Origin of the sequence: Poseidonocella sedimentorum, from assembly GCF_900116005.1 — a bacterium.
GTDB lineage: Bacteria > Pseudomonadota > Alphaproteobacteria > Rhodobacterales > Rhodobacteraceae > Poseidonocella > Poseidonocella sedimentorum.
Window position 1 is genome coordinate 16,627 of record NZ_FOYI01000018.1, and the last position, 18,436, is coordinate 35,062.

An 18,436-nucleotide genomic window follows, 5' to 3' on the forward strand; every position below is an offset into this window, starting at 1 on the left:
GGCCTAGTAGAGCCCGCCGGAGCTCAGCGTTCCGATGCTTGCGTTGGGCCGTTCGACCACGGTCTTGCCGGTCGAGGTGGTGACCTGTTTCAAGCTCGGCTTCACCTCTTCGAACAGCGGCAGGTTCGCGCCCATGGCAAAGCCGCCGTCGAAGGCGATGCCGAAAATCGGCTCCTCGCCGTCGCGGAAGAATTCCGCCACCACATTCTCGCCCGTTGCGTCATCCGGCAGGCGCGCGCCGGTGAAGCGGTCGATCTTGATGAAGCGCCCGCCTTCGGGGATCTCGAATTCGTGGCCGCCGTATTTCTTCACCGCCTCGGTCATGAAGCGCTGAAACACCGGGCCGCAAAAGCCCCCGCCGGAGGCGCCGCGCCCGAGCGAGCGGGGCTGGTCATAGCCGATGTAGCAGCCCGCCACGGTGTTGGACGTGAAACCGATGAACCAGACGTCCTTGGCGTCGTTCGTCGTCCCGGTTTTGCCCGCGGTGGGGACGGGGAGGCTGACCGTGCGGCTCGCCGTGCCGCGCTCGACCACGCCTTGCATCATCGAGGTGAGCTGATAGGCCGTCACCGGATCCATGATCCGGTCGCGCGTGGAGATGATCCGCGGGCCCAGCCCCGGCTCCAGCATGGCCACATCGCAATCGACGCAGGCGCGCTGATCATGGCGATAGACCGTGCGGCCGTAGCGATCCTGCACCCGGTCCACCAGCGTCGGCTCGACCCGCTCCCCGCCATTGGCGAACATCGCGTAGGCGGCGACCATCTTGTAGAGCGTGGTCTCCTCGGAGCCGAGCGAGTTGGCGAGCACGCGGCTCATGTTGTCATAGACCCCGAAACGCTCGGCGTAGCGGCCGATCGTGTCCATGCCGACCTCCTGCGCGAGGCGGATGGTCATCAGGTTCCGAGAGCGTTCGATCCCGGTCCGCAGCGGGGTGGGGCCGTAGTATTCGCGCGAGGCGTTCTGCGGGCGCCACAGGCCCTGGGGCGTGTTGATCTCGATCGGAGCGTCAACGATGATCGTCGCGGGGGTGTAGCCGCTGTCGAGCGCCGAGGCGTAGACGAAGGGCTTGAAGCTGGAGCCGGGCTGGCGCTGCGCCTGGGTTGCGCGGTTGAAGACCGAATGCTGGTAGGAGAACCCGCCCTGCATCGCGAGAACGCGGCCGGTGTTCACATCCATCGCGACAAACGCGCCCTCGACCTCGGGGATCTGCCGCAGCGACCAGCGGATCAGATCGCCGCTGTCGTCGGCGGTGATGGCGCGGACATAGACAACATCGCCACGGGTGAAATTTTCGAAGAAATTGCCCTTGAGCCAGCGGATATCCTCGCGCGGGACGCCCTGTTCGCCCTCGATCCCCTCGATGCCGACGGTGAGCGTCTGATCGGCGATATCGAGCACGACCGCGGGGCGCCAGAGCCCGTCCAGCTCGATGCCCCGGTCCAGATCCACGGCCGCCAGCGCCGCGCGCCAGTCGCCGAGCGCTTCTTCCGAGAGGGTCTCGCCCGTGCCGCGCCAGATGCCGGTGCTTCGGTCGAACTCCTCAAGTTGAAGCCGCAGGGATTCCGCCGCCGCGGCCTGCATCTCCGCATCGATCGTGGCGCGGACGCTCATCCCGCCGGTGAAGAATTCGCCCTCGCCGAAATCCTTGGTGAGCTGGCGTCGGATCTCATCGGTGAAATAGTCGCGCGGGGGCAGTGTGCTCTTGAAGCTCGGAAAATCGCCGTTCTGGACCGAGCGCAGCGGCTGCTGCCGTTCGGCCTCGTAGACGGCATCGGTGATGTAGCCGTTTTCCTTCATCTCGCGCAGCACGTAGTTGCGCCGCTCCGTCACCCGCTCCTTGCGCCGCACCGGGTGGTAATCGGAGGGTGCCTGCGGCATCGCCGCCAGCATCGCGGCCTCGTGCGGGGCAAGCTCGGCAAGCCCCTTGTTGAAATAGGTCTGGGCCGCGGCGGTGACGCCATAGGCGTTCTGGCCAAGGAAGATCTCGTTGAGGTAGAGCTCGAGGATCTTGTCCTTGCTCAGCGTCTCTTCGAGCCGCGTGGCGAGGATGATCTCCTTGACCTTGCGCTCGATCCGCCGCTCGCCGCCGAGCAGGAAGTTCTTCACCACCTGTTGCGGGATGGTGGAGGCGCCGCGCACACTCTCGCCGCGGGTCTTGACAGCCTCGAAGATCGCCGCCGCGATGCCGCGCGTATCATAGCCGTTGTGGACGTAGAAGTTCTTGTCCTCGGCGGAGATGAAGGCCTGTTTCACCAGGTCCGGGATCTCCGAGGACGGGGTGAAGAGCCGCCGCTCCTGGGCGAATTCGTCGATGATCCGGCCCTCGCCCGAGTAGATCCGGCTGATCGTCTTGGGGGCGTATTGCGCGAGCTGCTCGTGGCTCGGCAGATCGCGCCCGTAGATCCAGAGCACAGCCCCGATGGAGAGAGCGACGGCGATGACGCCGAGGGTCACGAGCGAGAAAATTGCCCCGAAAAAAGACAGTACAAAACGCAGCACGGACGAGGCCTCATTGGGTGAAAGGTCGGCGGACGGTTGACGGGCAGTCTATAGCCGGGACCGGGGCAGGGGTCAAAACACGAATGCCGTGAGGCGCCGCGCGTCGGCGCTCAGCCGCTCGCGGGGGCCGGGCGGTGGCTGGGCCGGCGCGGGGGCGGCGGGGTGCCGTGGCTCGCGCCGAGCGCCAGCGTGACCCGGCGCAGCTCTTCGATCGCCTCGCCGGAGCGCTGCGGCAGAGAGGCCGGATCGATCGGCTCGCCAAAGGTCATCTCGAAGCCGAAGCGCCATTTGTTCTGGGTTTCGTGAAACAGCGTGATGTCGCGCAAGGTGGGGTGCAGCGCGTCGCCGAGGTAGAACATGAGCGAGTTGCGCGCGCGGATGTTGAGTGGGATCACCGGGATATCGAACTTGCGCGAGATCATCGCCGCCGAGGCCATCCATGGCCGCTCGTGCAGGGTGAGCCCGATGCGCTTGGAGATCCGGCCCGCGGGAAAGATCACGCCGAGCCGCCCGGCCTTGACCGCGGCCTCGGTGTCGAGAAGCGTCTGGCGCGTCTTGGCGTGGCTGCGCTGATCGATACGCCATTCGACCGGGAGGATCATCGGCGCGAGTTGCGGCAGCACGCGCAGGATGTCCTTGTTGGCATAGTAGAACGCATCGCGCCGGACCTGGCTCACCACGTGATGGAGCACGATCCCGTCGGCGATGCCGGTGGGATGGTTGGCGACCAGAAGCGCGGGCCCATGCTTGGGCAGGTGATGCAGCCCGCTGACCTTGAGGCGCTTGACGATGAGCGAGGCGACGTAATCCATGATCTCGTCATGGCTCTGCATCACATCGGCCCGGCGGGCGATGCGCAGGGTCTTGTTGTACCCAAGGATCGCCTTGAGTGCGCGTTGAGCAATCAGCCGGCCGGGCTTGCGTTCGAAAGCCCAGGGCGCGCGTTCGGCGATCAGCGGATCGATGCGATCCTGCATGGGAACAGACACAGACATGGTCGCGGTAGAGCAGTGTTCCATGACGCCATTGTGACAAAAAATCGACGAGATCGCAATTTCCTCGGCGGTCTTCTGCCACCCGGGGCGCGGGCGGCAGAAGCATCAAAGCGCTTGTTAAGCCCCGAGAATTCGGCTCACCATCTCTGTCGTATCGCGCGAAAGCCCGTCTGTATTGAGGATTCGGCGCAGCTCCCCTTCGATCAGCGCCTGCCGGTCCGCATCATAGCGTTTCCACGTCTCGAAAGAGGTGGTCATTCGCGCGGTGGTTTGCGGGTTGAGCGGATCGAGGCGAATCAACCAGTCCGCGAGCAGCCGGTATCCGGCCCCGTCGGCGGCGTGGAATCCGGCGGCATTGGCGGCGAAACTGCCCAAGGTGGCGCGGAAGCGGTTGGGGTTGCGGAAGTCGAAATCGGGGTGGCGGGTGAGCGCGTCCGTCACGGCGGCGGCGCGCGCGGGCGGCGCCTGCAGGGCCTGCATCCCGAACCACTTGTCGATCACCAGCCGGTCGTCCTTCCACTGTTCATAGAACCGCGCGAGTTCAGGCTCGCCCTTGTCGATCATCAGCAGGCAGGAGAGCGCCGCGAGCTGTTGGGTCATGTTGCCGGCGGCATCGTACTGCGCGGCGGCCTGCGCCCCGCCGTCGATCCGCGACAGCAGGCCCAGAACGGTGCCCTGGAGATCGCGCTTGCCCGCATCCTCCGCCTCCGGGCGATAGGGCCCCTCGACCGTCATGGCCGCATAGATCCGGGGCAGGGTATCGGCCGCGTGCTGCGCCAGCGCCTGGCTGAGCGTCTCGCGCGCGGTGTGGATCTCCACCGGGTCCGGCGTGATGCCGGCGCCGAAGAGGGTCTGGGCAATGTCATCCTCCGACGGGAGCCGCAGAGCCAGCGCGCGGAACGCCGGATCGAGCCCGTCATCGCGCAGAACCGCAAGCGCCGCATCGAGATAGGCGCCGTCCGGCGTCGCCCCCTCGCTCACCATCCGGCACAGCACATCCTTGGCCAGCGCGCGCCCCGCCTCCCACTTGTTGAAGGGATCGGTGTCATGGGCCAGCAGGAAGGCGCGCTCGGTGTTGTCGCTCGCCCGCTCAAGGATCACCGGGGCGGAGAAATCGCGCAGGATCGAGGGCACGGGTTTCGAGGGCAGCCCATCGAAGCTGAAACTCTGCTCGGCTTGCGTCATCTCCAGAACCCGCGTGGGGACGACCTCGTCTCCGTTGGGATTGAGCAGCCCGACCGCGATGGGGATGACGAAAGGCGCCTTGTGCGGCTGACCCGGAGTTGGCGGCGTTTCCTGTTTGAAATGAAGCGTATAGGTGCCGTCCTTAAAGTCTTCCGTGACCGAAAGGCGCGGCGTGCCGGCTTGCGCGTACCAGCGCTTGAATTGCGCCAGATCCCGGCCCGTCACATCCTCGAAGACCTTGAGCCAATCCTCGATGGTCGCCGCGTCGCCATCGTGCCGCTCGAAATAGAGATCGAGCGCCTTGGCATAGGCCGCGTCCCCAACCAGCGTCTTGAGCATCCCGATGAGCTCGGCGCCTTTTTCATAGACCGTCGCGGTGTAGAAATTGTTGATCTCGACAAAGCTCTCGGGCCGGACGGGATGGGCCAGCGGGCCGTTGTCCTCGCGGAACTGGCGCGCGCGCAGGGCGATGACGTCGGAGATCCGCTTGACCGGCGCCGAGCGCATGTCGGCGGTGAACTGCGCGTCGCGGAAGACCGTGAGCCCTTCTTTGAGGCAAAGCTGGAACCAGTCGCGACAGGTGATGCGGTTGCCGGTCCAGTTGTGGAAATACTCATGGGCGATGATCGCCTCGATCCGCTCGAAATTCATGTCGGTCGAGGTCTCGGGGGAGGCAAGCACGCAGGAGGAGTTGAAAACGTTCAACCCCTTGTTCTCCATTGCGCCCATGTTGAAATCATCCACCGCGACGATGTTGAAGACATCGAGATCGTATTCGCGCCCATAGACCTCCTCGTCCCATGTCATCGACCGCTTGAGCGCCTCCATCCCGAAGGCGCATTTGTCCTCGTCCGGCCCGGGGCGGACCCAGATGTTGAGCGCAACCTCCTTGCCTGACATGGTCGTGAAGCTGCCGGGATGCGCGCGAAGATCGCCCGCCACCAGCGCAAAGAGATAGGCCGGCTTGCGCCAGGGATCGTGCCAGACGGCAAAGCCATCGCCGCGCTCGACCGGGTTGCCATTGGAGAGCATCACCGGCGCGTCGCCCTCGATCCGCACGGTAAAGACCGACATGACATCGGGACGATCGGGGTAGAAGGTGATCTTGCGGAACCCCTCGGCCTCGCATTGGGTGCAATACATCGCTCCCGGGCCCGGCGCTTCCCCCTCCCGCGCGAGGGGCGACATGTAGAGCCCTTCGAGCGCGGTGTTCGTGGCCGGGCTGATCTCCACCTCGGCCTCCCAGATGAAGGGCTCGGCAGGCACCTGTGCCTCCAGCCCGCCCTCGACCAGCCGCGGCGTGACCGGCGCGCCGTCGATCCGCGCGGAGATGAGGGTCAGGTCCTCGCCATGCAGGAAAAAGCGCCCGTCGCCGCCCTCTTTCGGGAGGAACCGGATTTTCGAGAGCACCCGCGTCGCCGTGGGCGCGAGGCGGAACGTCAACTCGACGCTCTCGGCCTCGAAGCCGAAGGGGGTGTAGTCCTTGAGATGGATCGTCTGGGGGGATGCGTCTTTCATCGGGGCCTCGCTCTGGTTGCCGCCAAGGGTAGGCGCTTGGTGGGCGGCTTCAAGCGCGAAACGCGATGGATCCGGGCGACAGCGCTGTGCGCGGCGACACCTCCCCGGGGGCGGGCCGTCTGATTTTGCCCAATTGGCGGGCAGACATAGCCCGGCTTTACCCGATGATAAGGACGTTTTCGAGAAATCGGCCGCGTCAAGTCTTGGTTTACCCGCGTCCTCCAAGTTGGCGGGAGAACGAATCAGCGCTTGGAGTAAATGTATGACCTTTTTCAGAAGCCTTACCGCACCGATCGCCGCTCTGGCGATGGCCATGCCGGCCTTTGCCGCAGACGGGGTGACCGGCTCGGCGGTGACCTTCGCGCAGGTGGCTGCGCTCAACGGTCCGGCCGGTGCGCTCGGCTCGGGGATGCGCGATGGCATCATGGCCGCATTCGCAGAGGCCAATAGCGCCGGCGGCATTCATGGCCGCACTGTTTCGCTGGAAAGCTTCGACGACGGCTACGAGCCGGACCGCTCGGTCGCCGCCGTGCGCTCCGTGATCGTAGGCGGCGCGCATCTGGGCTTCATTGGCCCCGTCGGCACGCCCACCAGCGCCGCGACCCAGCCGGTCGCGACCGAGTCCAACATGCCCTTCATCGGCCCCTTCACCGGCGCGGGCTTCCTGCGTGATCCGGCGCTCTCCAACGTGGTCAACGTGCGCGCGACCTATGCCGCCGAGACCGAGGCCTGGATTGCTCATCTCGTGGACGAGCTCGGTATGGAGTCCATCGCCATCCTCTATCAGGATGACGGTTTTGGCCGCGTCGGCCTTGCCGGTGTGACCGATGCGCTCGACCGCCGCGGCATGACCCTCGCCGCCGAAGGCACCTACACCCGCAACACCACCGCGGTGAAATCGGCGTTGCTCGACATCCGCAAGGCCAAGCCCGACGCGGTCGTGATGGTCGGCGCCTACAAGCCGATCGCCGAATTCGTCAAGCTTTCCAAGAAGCTGAAGTTCGAGCCGACCTTCGTGAACATCTCTTTCGTGGGCTCGCGCGCGCTGGCTGACGAGCTTGGCCCCGATGGCGAGGGCGTGATCATCAGCCAGGTCGTCCCCTTCCCGTGGGATGCGAGCCTGCCGGTCGTCGATGCCTACCAGAAAGCGCTCGCCGCCTATGACGCATCGGCCAGCCCGGGCTTCGTCACGCTCGAGGGCTACCTCGTCGGCCGTGTCGCCCTGCGCGCACTGGATGCCGCCGGCCCGGACGTGACCCGTGCCAGCTTCCTCGACGCCCTCGGCAACCTCGGCAGCTTTGACATCGGCGGTCTGGCCTTCGGCTACGGCGCTGGCGACAACCAGGGCCTCGACTCGGTCTTCCTGACCCGGATCACCGCCGACGGAACCTTCGAGACCGTCGCGGCAGGCGAGCAACACGCCAGCCGGTAATACCGCAGCGCGGCGCATCGGACAGAAACCCCCGGTGCGCCGCGCTCGATCGTAGCAAGTTTCCATGCCCAGCGAACGGATTGATCTAATGAGCAAGGCGAAAATACGTGACTTTACGGGCAGCATCGCCCTCAAGATTTCCGGGGTGATCCTGGCAATGGGCGCCATGACGGCTGCTGCTGTCGGCGTCGCACTGATTGTCTTCGGCTCGCTGGCTGGATCGGTCAACAATCTGCTGGACGATGCGCTGCCCGACATGGCCGCAAGCGTCGAGGTGATCGAACGCAGCGCCGTCGTACGCGACGCCGTTGAAACCATGGGGCTGGCCGGTGGAGAGGCCGAGCTTGCCGAGCATTCGACCGCAGTCGAAGCCGCGGCAAACGAGCTCTCCCTTGCCATCGCGCAGCTTCCCCCGGCCTCCGCGGCCCGGATCGAGCAGCTGCTCGAAGAGGCCCGTCTTTCAGCCGACAAGATGCGCCAATCGCTCTCTGAGCGGTTCGCCGCCTCCGACAGCATGGCCAGCCAGATCGGCGCCTTCGCGGAGATCGCAGAGGCGACCCGGGGCCAATTGACCGAGATGTCCGATGACGCCTATTTCGAGCTCAACATGGGCGGCGAAACCACGGTCGAGGCCGTGAGCGGAACCTTGCAAACCCTAACCGACGAAGAGTTTTCCACGATTCAAGCCGTGCTGGATACACGCGCTGAGATCAACCTCATCACCGGCACCGCGCTCGGGCTTGTCAACGCCACCGACCCCGCGTTCAGCTCCATCCTGCGCGATATCGCGACAAGCTCGCTGCAGCGCCTTGGCCGTCTGCTCGACACGCTCAGCACGAACGAGGATTACGCCACCGACATCGCTGCAATCGGCAACATCCGCGACGAGCTCGCCGAGTTCACCAACCGCAGCTTCACCGTGGGCCGCGGGGCGCAAGACACGCTCCTGTCGCTGCGGCAGGAGGGCGATGCGATCCTGAGCGAGATGATCGACACCCTGAGCTTTGATCTGGTGATCATGGCCGATGACGCATCGAGCCAGAACGAGGACGCGATCCGCAATCTTCTCGAGGTCGAAGTCGGCCGCATCCGCGCCGCCGCAGAGCTCGAGGCCGGGGTCAGCTCGACCTTCGTTACGGCGCTGCTCGGCGAGGTCATCAACGATGTCACGAACCTCGAGGCCGCGCAGACGCGGCTCGGCGAGGAGGCGCGCAAACTGGGTGAGCTTGCCGGTATGGTCGAGGTGAGCCCTGAATTCGAAGGCCTTCTGGCCAAGATCATGGCCATGTCGCACCCCGAAACCGGTCTGCTGAAGGCGCGCAAGGATTACCTGATTGCCTCCGGAAATGCCACCGACCGGTCGCGGGTTGCGAGCGAGGCCCTGATGCAGATCGCCCGTGCTGCGCGCGAGGAAGGCGCAAGCGCGCTTACCACCATCTCCGACGCCGGCGGCTCGATTCTCACCGAGACGGACACCGCGCGCTCCTACATGGTCATCATCGCGGGGATCAGCGTCGTGATCCTGCTGCTTGCACCGGTCATGAGCTGGCTTCTGATCCTGCGCCCGATGGGCAAGGTGACCCGCGTCACCGAACGGCTCGCTTCGGGCGATCTGGCCCCGGTCGACGGGTTCGAGCGAACAGGCGGCGAGATCGGCCGCATGGCCGCCGCGCTCAAGGTCTTCCGCGACGGAATGATCGAACGCGAAGAAATGCAGGTGCTTGAAAAGCAGCGTGAAGCCGAACTGGCCGAACAGCAGCGCCGCGCCGAGCAAGAGAAGCGCGAGGCCGAGGAGCGCTCGCGCGAAGAGGCCCGGCTCCGCGAGGAGCGCGAACGGGCGCGTGAGGCCGAGGAAGCCGAAATGCGCGCCGATTTGGAGCGCAAGGCCCAGGCCGAACGCGACGAGCGCGCTGCCGAGCTTGCGCTTGTGGTGGACAATCTCGCGGGGGCGCTCAAGCGTCTGTCCTCGGGCGATCTGACCGCTACGATCGACACCCAGTTCGCCGGGGATTACGAAGGGCTCCGGGTCAATTTCAACTCCGCGGTCACCTCGATCGCGACCCTGATCCGGAAGCTGGTCGACAGCGCCAACTCGGTGACCGACTCCTCGGGCGAGATCGCGGCCAACGCAGGCGAGATGGCCAACCGTGCCAAGCAAAACGCGGCCAAGCTCGAAGAGACTGCGGCGGCTCTCGAAGAGCTCGACGCCTCGGCGCGCAACAACTCCACCAGCGCCCAGACCGCCGACCGGGTGATGGTCGACGCACGCAAGGAGGCCGAGGTCACCAAGACCAGCGTCGAGGATGCGGTGGCGACCATGGCGGAAATCGAGGTCTCCTCCGAGGCGGTTTCCAAGATCATCGACCTGATCGAGAACATCGCCTTCCAGACCAACCTTCTCGCGCTGAACGCAGGCGTCGAGGCGGCGCGGGCGGGCGAGCAGGGGCGCGGCTTTGCCGTCGTCGCCACCGAGGTCCGCGATCTTGCGCAGCGCTCGTCGGAAGCGGCCAACGAGATCAACGGCCTGATCTCCTCGACGAGGGATCATATCTCGAAGGGCGCGTCGCAGGTCAAAGCCGCAGGCGCGGCGCTGACCGGTATCGTCGCTTTCATCAACGAGATTTCGACCCACATCGGCTCGATTTCCAGCGCGGCGCGCGAACAGGCCCTGACCGTCTCGGAGATCAACACCACGGTGAGCAGTATCGACGCGGTGATGCAGAAGAACGCGGCCCTGTTCCAGGATTCGCTCCAGACCAGCGAAACTTTGCGCAGCGAATCGCAAGATCTTCTGGGCCTCGCGATGGAATTCCGGGTCTCGGATGCGACATCGACGGGCGATCACATGGAGCATATGCGCTCGGTCGCGTGACCGCCGCGCCGCTTGGGCGCATCGAACCTCTATTGTCCCGCGCCGGATCCCGGCGCGGGATTTCTGTTTGGGCGGGAACAAAATGCGGGTCTTGAGCGCTGTTGAAGGAAACCCCATCCATCCAAAGGATCAAGGAGGTCCCATGTCTGCGCCCGACACCAACATCCACAAGCAGGAAAAACGCCACAGCCCGGCATTGATCGGCATTCTCATCGCCGCAGGGTTTGGCCTGCTCATGCTTCTTCTCATGCTCTTTGGCGCGTTTTCCGAAGAGGCCACCAACGAGATCTCGGAACCAGCCGCCCAAAGCGCGCCCGCACAGGAGACGACACCCACGCCGGAGACCGCGCCCGAGGTGGAGGGCGGCACGACGATCCTGCCCGAAAATACCGCGGATTAACCGCCCGAGACTGGCTCCCGGCTGACGAGGCCGGGGGCGCAATTCTCTATCGCCCGTGCGCGTTCACCTGCGCGTCACAAAGGTCTATTCTGTCCGCAGCCCAACAATTTGCGCAATTTTCGACAAGCCCTGTTTACTATCGGAAACACGCGTTCTAAGCACGACGTACGCAGTGGTATACCAGCCGGGAGGATAGCAGGCATGACGACGCGGGTTGACAAGCATGGGCTTCAGGTGGACCGCCAGCTCGCTGATTTTATCGACAATCGCGCGCTTCCGGGCACCGGTGTCGACGCGGAGGCGTTCTGGAAAGGCTTTTCCGAGCTGGCCCATGATTTCGCACCAAAAAACCGCGAACTTCTGGAGACCCGCGCGCGGCTTCAAAGCGAGATCGACGCCTGGCACATCGCCCACCGTGACGACGCGCATGATCACGAGGCCTACAAGGCGTTTCTGACCGATATCGGATACCTCGTCCCCGAAGGCCCCGACTTCGAGATTGAGACAACAAATGTCGATCCCGAAATCGCGTCGATCCCCGGCCCGCAGCTTGTCGTCCCGGTGACCAACGCGCGCTATTCGCTGAACGCGGCCAATGCCCGATGGGGCAGCCTCTATGATTGCCTTTATGGAACCGACGCGATGGGCTCGCCCGCGCCCTCTGGCGGGTACGAGAAGGGTCGCGGTGCGCGCGTGGTGACGCGGGCGCGCGTTTTCCTGGACGATGCCTTCCCGGTCAAGGGCGTCTCTCATGGCGATGCGACGCACTACACGATCGAAAACGGCGCCCTTCTGGTCGATGGCGCGCCGCTTGAGAGCCCCGAGAAATTCAAGGGCTATCGCGGGGATGCGGCAAGCCCCGAGGCGATCTTGCTTTGCAACAATCACCTCCATGTCGAGCTGGTTTTTGACCGCAGCCACCCAATCGGGAGCAAGGATCAGGCCGGGCTCGCCGATGTGCGGCTCGAGAGCGCGATCACCTCGATCATGGATTGCGAGGACTCGGTCGCCTGCGTGGACGCCGAGGACAAGGTGCTCGCCTATGAGAACTGGCTCGGGCTGATGAACGGCACGCTCGAAGACACCTTTGAGAAGGGCGGCAAAACCGTCACCCGCAAGCTCAATCCGGACCTTGAATACACCGCGCCGGACGGCAGCAGCGTCACCATGAAGGGCAGGGCGCTCATGTGGGTCCGCAACGTTGGCCTGCTGATGACGAATCCCGCGATCTTGACCCGCGATGGCGCGGAGATCTTTGAGAACCTCATGGACGCCGCGGTGACCGCACTGATCGGGATGCATGACCTCAAGCGCGAGGGCGGCAACTCGGTCCATGGTTCGATCTACGTGGTGAAGCCCAAACTGCACGGGCCCGAAGAGACGGCCTTTGCCGGGGACGTCTTTACCAAGGTGGAAGAGTTCCTCGGCCTGCCGCAGGATACCGTCAAGCTCGGGATCATGGACGAGGAGCGCCGCACCTCGGTCAACCTCAAGGAGTGCATCCGCGCCGCCAAGAGCCGCACGGCCTTCATCAATACCGGCTTCCTCGACCGCACCGGCGATGAGATCCACACCTCGATGGAGGCGGGGCCGTTTTCCCGCAAGGCCTTCATCAAGCGCAAGGGCTGGATCATCGCCTATGAAAATTACAACGTCGATATCGGGCTGGAATGCGGGCTCTCCGGCAAGGCGCAGATCGGCAAGGGCATGTGGGCGATGCCCGACCTGATGGGCGACATGCTCCAGCAGAAGATCGAACATCCGCAGGCCGGCGCCAACACCGCCTGGGTCCCGAGCCCGACGGCCGCGACGCTGCACGCGCTCCACTACCACAAGATCGATGTCTTTGCCGTTCAGGCCAAGCTCAAGGCGGGTGGGCGGCGTGCCCATGTGGACGGGATCCTCGATATCCCGCTGGCCGCCTTCCGCAAGTGGACCGAGGAGCAGGTCCGGCGCGAGGTGGAGAACAACGCGCAGGGCATCCTCGGCTATGTGGTCCGCTGGATCAATCAGGGCGTAGGCTGCTCCAAGGTGCCGGACATCAACAACGTGGGGCTGATGGAAGACCGCGCCACCTGCCGCATTTCGGCGCAACACGTGGCCAACTGGCTCCACCATGGGGTCGTGAGCCGCGAACAGGTGGAGACCGCGCTGAAGAAGATGGCGGCGGTGGTCGACGAACAGAACGCGGGCGATCCGTCCTACACGCCCATGGCGCCAGGGTTCGACAGCATCGCCTTCAACGCGGCGCGCGATCTTATCTACAAGGGCCGGACCGATCCCTCGGGCTACACCGAGCCGACGCTGCACGCACGGCGACTTGAACTCAAGGCCGCAAAAGGCTGATTTCGTGCGTTAAACCAGGGTCCATGGATCCTTGTTTCGCACCCGCAAGACGATGAAGGAGGAGGCCCATGGCCGCAATCACCCTGAACAAAGCGCGGACAATCATCCGCAAAACGCTCGCCAAATCGCGGGAGATGGAGCTCAAGCCCATGTCCGTCGTCGTGCTCGACGCAGGCGGCCACGTGTTGGCCTTCGAGCGCGAAGATGGCGCGAGCCCGGGCCGCTTCGGCATCGCGCAGGGCAAGGCCTATGGCGCGGTCATGCTTGGCATGGCGGGCAAGGCCCAGATGGCACGGGCCGAGCAACAGGCCTACTTCATGGCGGCAGTCAACGGCGTCTATGGCGGACAGGTGGTGCCGGTCCCGGGCGGGCTGCTCGTGCGCGACAAGCGCGGCGCCGTGATTGGCGCGGTGGGCGCGACGGGCGACACCTCCGACAACGACGCGACTGCCGCGATGGTGGGCATCGAAGCCGCGGGACTCGCCGGCGAAGCGTAACGGCTCTTTTGCCTTTCCGCGCGATGCTCTAACCTGAGCGCCGAATATCGGTATGGAAAGGTCGCACATGTCTCGCCCGGTCGTCGGCATCATCGGTAACCACCACATCCTGCATGACGAGTATCCCGCCCACGCGGGCGGGACGATGAATTCCGAAGCCGTCGCGCGCGTCGCCGATTGTGTGCCCATGCTCATCCCCGCCGACCCGCGGTTTCTCTCGGTCGAAGAATTGCTGGAAAGCTGCCACGGATTTCTGCTGACGGGCGGGCGGCCCAACGTCCACCCGGAGGAATACGGCGAAGCGGCGACGGAGGCCCACGGAGCCTTTGATCGCGCGCGCGATGCAATCACTTTGCCGCTCATTCGCGCCTGCGTCGAACGGGGCCAGCCCTTTCTCGGGATCTGCCGGGGCTTCCAGGAAGTGAACGTCGCCATGGGCGGCTCGCTCTACCCGGAGATCCGGGACCTGCCCGGCCGAATGAACCACCGCATGCCCCCTGACGGGACGCTGGAAGAGAAATTCGCGCTCCGGCACACCGTGACTTTCACCGAAGGCGGCCCGTTTCACCACCTGATGGGCGCAAAACAAGTCATGACCAACACGCTCCACGGACAAGGCATCAACCGTCCCGGCGCTAGGATCGTCATCGACGGAACGGCCCCCGACGGAACTCCCGAAGCCATCTACGTCGATGGCGCGCCGGGGTTCACAATGTCGGTCCAATGGCACCCGGAGTGGGACGCGGCAAACGATCCGGTCTCACGGCCCCTGTTCAAAGCGTTTGGTCAAGCGGTGCACGCCTGGTACTTTGGCGCCAAACCGCAAAATCACCGCCAATCCGCCTGACCCGTCAATCCTGTCAAACGGAAGCGCGCGGGAAATCCCGCGCGCTACGCCTTTGAGTTGCGCCGCCTCCGGCGTCGCGCTGGCGCCTGTGACGATGTGAGCCCGCGCCCCCAAAGACAGGTCATATGGAGCCAATATCTCTGACCGAATACACCTCAGTAATCCGCCCCCGAGGCAAGCGCCGCCCTTTCCTTCTTCTCTTCCAAAATACTCCCGCCGGAGGCAAGCCGGCAACGCCGGCTCACATTTCACGCTCGCTGCGGCTAGTCGCCGCGCAGATGCTCTTCGAAGAATGCGATCGTTCGCTCCCACGCCAATTCGGCCGCCGCGGCGTCGTAGCGCGGCGTTGTGTCATTGTGAAAGCCATGGTTGACGCCGGGATAGATGTGGGCGGTATACGTCTTGTCTTCTGCCTTTAACGCGGCCTCATAGGCGGGCCACCCTGCATTGATACGCTCGTCCAGCTCCGCGTATTGCAAGAGTAGAGGCGCTTCGATGCGAGGGACATCTTCGGCCGAGGCTTGCCGGCCGTAGAATGGCACGCTTGCCGCAAGTTCAGGGTAGGCCACAGCCAGCGCGTTACATACCCCGCCACCGTAGCAAAAGCCGACACAACCGACCCGTCCATTGACGGAGTTGTGGTCCTTAAGAAACTCGAAGGCGGCAAAGAAATCGTTCATCAGCTTTTCGCCATCCACCGTGCGCTGCAGTTCACGTCCTTTTTCGTCATTGCCTGGATAACCGCCGACGCTCGTCAGCCCGTCCGGTGCAAGGGCAATAAACCCGGCCTTGGCGACCCGGCGTGCGACGTCTTCGATATAGGGGTTCAGGCCGCGGTTTTCGTGCACGACAATCACCGCCCCCACCGGCACGGTGGCTGCTGTCGGGGTCACGAGATAGCCGCGCACCGTGCCGTGGCCATTGGGCGACGGGTAGGTGATGTACTCCGGAACGATGTCGGGGTCCGTGAACTCGACTTGATGCGCAAAGGCGTAGTTTGGTTGGAGCAGTTCGAGCAGCGCCGCCGAAGTGAGCCCGCCGACGGCGAATTTCGCCGCGCGGTCGAGGAACTGGCGCTTCGTGATCTTGCCATGTGCGTAGTAATCGTAAAGATCGAGAAGGTCCTGATCGAAATCCGCGGCGGTGAGGCGGCGGCCGGGTGTCTGGTCGTTCATCGCGTGTCTCCTTGTGTTGGCCTGGCCCTGCGGAGGCGATGGCAGGCAGCTGAGCTTGCTTTACCTAAGGGAAGTATTTTGCGAAAGGGAAGGATTTCGACATGCAGACCACGTTCACGATCACGACATCCGGCCTCGGGCTTTACGAGATTACGCAGGAGGTCTCATCCTGGGTGCGTGGAAGCGGGGTCCTGACGCTTTTTCTGTGCCATACCTCGGCGTCGCTCCTGATACAGGAAAACGCCGATCCGGATGTGCAGACCGACCTCATGGCCTTCTTCTCTCGGCTTGTGCCTTCGGCGGACAATCCGACTATGCAGTTCCTGACCCATACGCTCGAAGGCCCCGATGACATGCCCGCGCATATCAAGGCAGCACTGCTGCCTGTTAGCCTGCAGATCCCGGTCCTTGGGGGGCGGATGCGCCTCGGGAGGTGGCAGGGGATTTACCTGATGGAGCACCGCAACAGCTCTCATCGCCGCGAGATCGCAGCGCATCTGAGCGTCGACGGGACATCCTGAGGCGCGGAGAAGCTGTAAGCCGGATTCTGTCCCGGGGACCGAAGCCCCCATGGATGACCATTCCTCTTGCCGCGATGTTGCCACCGCGGCTCTAGCTGCCAACCCGGATCGTCGGGGCCAAGGCCGGCCCTGCGGCGGTTTCGGGTCTCCCCGACCGGCCCGCGCGCGATCCCTATTCGGCATTGCTCCCGGTGGGGCTTGCCGTGCCGGTCCGGTTGCCCGTCCCGCGGTGGGCTCTTACCCCACCGTTTCACCCTTACCGCGCAAAGCGCGGCGGTCTCATTCTCTGTGGCGCTTTCCCTGGGGTTGCCCCCGCCGGGCGTTACCCGGCACCGTTTCCTTGTGGAGTCCGGACTTTCCTCGGAGCTGTCGCCCCGCGGCCATCCACCTCTCCGCGCGACACGGGCTCTACCGCTCATTCAATCTGCCGTCAACGTCGACAGGGGCGCGGAAAATGATCGATCATTTTCCGGCCCGTTTTCCGATTGATCGGAAAACGGCGCCCGTCCCGGTCGGCTAGCCTTTGTGAGCGCCGTCGGCGAGAGCGGCGACGAAGCTCAGGATATCGCCCTTGGATTTGCCAGCGCCGATTTCGGCAACGATCGCCGAACCGACGACGCAGCCGTCCGCCACACCGGCGATCGCTTTGGCTGTGTCCGGGGTCCGGATGCCGAAGCCCACGATGACCGGCAGGTTGGTCGTGGATTTGATGCGGGCGACTTCGGGCGCCACGTCCGCGGCGTCCGCGGCGGCGGCGCCGGTGATCCCGGTGATCGAAACGTAGTAGACGAACCCTGATGTGTTCTGCATCACCTTCGGCAAGCGCGTGTCGTCGGTGGTCGGCGTTGCGAGGCGGATGAAGTTCATCCCTGCTGCCTGAGCCGGAAGGCAAAGTTCGTCGTCTTCCTCCGGCGGAAGGTCGACGATGATGAGCCCGTCGATCCCCGCCTCGACCGCCTCCTCGAGGAAGCGCGCCACGCCGCGGCTATAGATCGGGTTGTAGTATCCCATCAGCACGATGGGCGTGGTGTCATCCTCCTCGCGGAAGCTGCGCACCATCTGGAGCGTTTTCTCCAGGGTCTGCCCGGCCTCCAGCGCGCGCTGGCCGGCGAGCTGGATCGTGTGGCCGTCGGCCATCGGATCGGTGAAGGGCAGGCCGAGCTCGATGATGTCGACCCCCGCGCCGGGCATGCCGCGCAGCACCTCCATTGAGCGGTCATAGTCCGGGTCGCCGGCCATGATGTAGGCCACGAAAGCCTTGCGCCCCTCGGCTTTGAGCTCGGCGAATTTGGCGTCGATACGGGTCATGCGGCCTCCGGTATTTGCTTCCCGTTCTCTTGCAGAATGTGGCGGCGGAAATCAACGCGCAAAGCGCCCGGAGCCCGCCACTCTTGCCAAACCCGCCGGGGCGTGGTTAGAGGGCGCTTCTTCCGCAAACGAAAGTAACCGCGCGGTCTCTCGTGGGTGGGCGCGGAAGAGCAGGGCCCACTCTTTGAAACGCGCCAGTACATGATAGGAGTGCACATGCCGCTTTACGAGCATGTCTTCATCTCGCGCCAGGATCTCTCCAGCGCCCAGGCCGAGGGCCTCGTCGAACACTTCTCCACGGTTCTCGCAGACAACGGCGGCAAGGTCGTTGAAAACGAGTACTGGGGCGTGAAGACCATGGCCTACAAGATCAACAAGAACCGCAAGGGCCACTACGCCTTCCTCAAGACCGATGCGCCCGCACCGGCCGTGCAGGAAATGGAACGCCTGATGCGCCTGCATGACGACGTGATGCGCGTTCTCACCATCAAGGTGGACGAGCACGGCGAAGGCCCGTCGATCCAGATGCAGAAACGCGACGAGCGCGACAGCCGTCGCGACCGCCGTTGATCCATCGCTTGAAGAAAGGACGCTAAACCATGGCCGCAAAACCATTTTTCCGCCGTCGTAAGGTCTGCCCGTTCTCCGGCGAGAACGCACCCAAGATCGACTACAAGGACACCCGTCTGCTGCAGCGCTACATCTCCGAGCGTGGCAAGATCGTGCCCTCCCGCATCACCGCCGTCTCGGCCAAGAAGCAGCGTGAACTGGCCCGTGCCATCAAACGCGCCCGCTTCCTCGCCCTGCTGCCCTATGCCGTGAAGTAAGGAGCGACTGA

Annotated in this window: 14 protein-coding genes and 1 other RNA gene; 9 read left to right on the forward strand and 6 right to left on the reverse strand. The window is 64.4% G+C overall.

The genetic code is table 11. The features are described 5' to 3' along the window. Positions 1 to 3: 3 nt before the first annotated feature. The 3 genes from BM353_RS15925 to pepN form a co-directional block, all read right to left on the reverse strand. Positions 4 to 2,502, reverse strand: a complete 2,499-nt coding sequence (locus BM353_RS15925) for a penicillin-binding protein 1A (RefSeq protein WP_092082642.1) — start codon at positions 2,500 to 2,502, stop codon at positions 4 to 6. 110 nt (positions 2,503 to 2,612) lie between these two features. Continuing rightward, the gene (locus tag BM353_RS15930) at positions 2,613 to 3,479 is read right to left on the reverse strand and encodes a 1-acyl-sn-glycerol-3-phosphate acyltransferase (RefSeq protein ID WP_092082644.1); all 867 of its coding nucleotides are present in this window, start codon (positions 3,477 to 3,479) and stop codon (positions 2,613 to 2,615) included. Between the two features lie 135 nt (positions 3,480 to 3,614). After that, positions 3,615 to 6,200 carry an aminopeptidase N gene (pepN, locus tag BM353_RS15935; protein ID WP_092082646.1) on the reverse strand — a complete coding sequence of 862 codons (2,586 nt, stop codon included), beginning with the start codon at positions 6,198 to 6,200 and terminating at the stop codon, positions 3,615 to 3,617. Positions 6,201 to 6,462: 262 nt separating this feature from the next. On the opposite strand from pepN, the gene BM353_RS15940 reads away from it, so the two are divergent. From BM353_RS15940 to BM353_RS15965, 6 genes are all read left to right on the forward strand, one after another. Beyond that, the gene (locus BM353_RS15940; protein ID WP_092082648.1) at positions 6,463 to 7,632 is read left to right on the forward strand and encodes an ABC transporter substrate-binding protein; all 1,170 of its coding nucleotides are present in this window, start codon (positions 6,463 to 6,465) and stop codon (positions 7,630 to 7,632) included. A gap of 88 nt (positions 7,633 to 7,720) precedes the next feature. Continuing rightward, a complete protein-coding gene (locus BM353_RS15945) occupies positions 7,721 to 10,504 on the forward strand; it encodes a methyl-accepting chemotaxis protein (RefSeq protein WP_177220577.1) in 2,784 nt (927 codons plus the stop codon). A gap of 142 nt (positions 10,505 to 10,646) precedes the next feature. Continuing rightward, a complete protein-coding gene (locus tag BM353_RS17005; RefSeq protein WP_092082652.1) occupies positions 10,647 to 10,904 on the forward strand; it encodes a hypothetical protein in 258 nt (85 codons plus the stop codon). 201 nt (positions 10,905 to 11,105) lie between these two features. Beyond that, the gene (locus tag BM353_RS15955) at positions 11,106 to 13,250 is read left to right on the forward strand and encodes a malate synthase G (RefSeq protein ID WP_092082654.1); all 2,145 of its coding nucleotides are present in this window, start codon (positions 11,106 to 11,108) and stop codon (positions 13,248 to 13,250) included. 68 nt (positions 13,251 to 13,318) lie between these two features. Further along, the gene (locus tag BM353_RS15960; RefSeq protein ID WP_092082656.1) at positions 13,319 to 13,747 is read left to right on the forward strand and encodes a GlcG/HbpS family heme-binding protein; all 429 of its coding nucleotides are present in this window, start codon (positions 13,319 to 13,321) and stop codon (positions 13,745 to 13,747) included. Between the two features lie 67 nt (positions 13,748 to 13,814). Beyond that, entirely contained in the window at positions 13,815 to 14,594 is a 780-nt protein-coding gene (locus BM353_RS15965; RefSeq protein WP_092082658.1) for a gamma-glutamyl-gamma-aminobutyrate hydrolase family protein, read from the forward strand. A 263-nt stretch (positions 14,595 to 14,857) separates the two neighbouring features. Here the strand turns inward: BM353_RS15965 and yghX are convergent, their stop codons facing one another. Beyond that, positions 14,858 to 15,769, reverse strand: a complete 912-nt coding sequence (yghX, locus tag BM353_RS15970; RefSeq protein WP_092082660.1) for a YghX family hydrolase — start codon at positions 15,767 to 15,769, stop codon at positions 14,858 to 14,860. Positions 15,770 to 15,870: 101 nt separating this feature from the next. On the opposite strand from yghX, the gene BM353_RS15975 reads away from it, so the two are divergent. Then, the gene (locus BM353_RS15975; RefSeq protein ID WP_092082662.1) at positions 15,871 to 16,290 is read left to right on the forward strand and encodes a secondary thiamine-phosphate synthase enzyme YjbQ; all 420 of its coding nucleotides are present in this window, start codon (positions 15,871 to 15,873) and stop codon (positions 16,288 to 16,290) included. Here BM353_RS15975 and rnpB read toward each other — a convergent pair. Next, positions 16,290 to 16,686, reverse strand: an RNA gene (gene rnpB, locus BM353_RS15980) — RNase P RNA component class A. The genes BM353_RS15975 and rnpB overlap by 1 nt on opposite strands. Before the next feature lie 120 nt (positions 16,687 to 16,806). After that, positions 16,807 to 17,598: a tryptophan synthase subunit alpha gene (gene trpA, locus BM353_RS15985; protein WP_092082664.1), complete on the reverse strand. Its 792-nt coding sequence runs from the start codon at positions 17,596 to 17,598 to the stop codon at positions 16,807 to 16,809. Positions 17,599 to 17,814: 216 nt separating this feature from the next. Between trpA and rpsF the strand changes: the two genes are divergently transcribed. Further along, positions 17,815 to 18,168 carry a 30S ribosomal protein S6 gene (gene rpsF / locus BM353_RS15990; RefSeq protein WP_092082666.1) on the forward strand — a complete coding sequence of 118 codons (354 nt, stop codon included), beginning with the start codon at positions 17,815 to 17,817 and terminating at the stop codon, positions 18,166 to 18,168. Positions 18,169 to 18,197: 29 nt separating this feature from the next. After that, on the forward strand, positions 18,198 to 18,425 hold the full coding sequence (gene rpsR, locus BM353_RS15995; protein ID WP_005608650.1) for a 30S ribosomal protein S18: 228 nt from the start codon (positions 18,198 to 18,200) through the stop codon (positions 18,423 to 18,425). Positions 18,426 to 18,436: the final 11 nt, after the last annotated feature.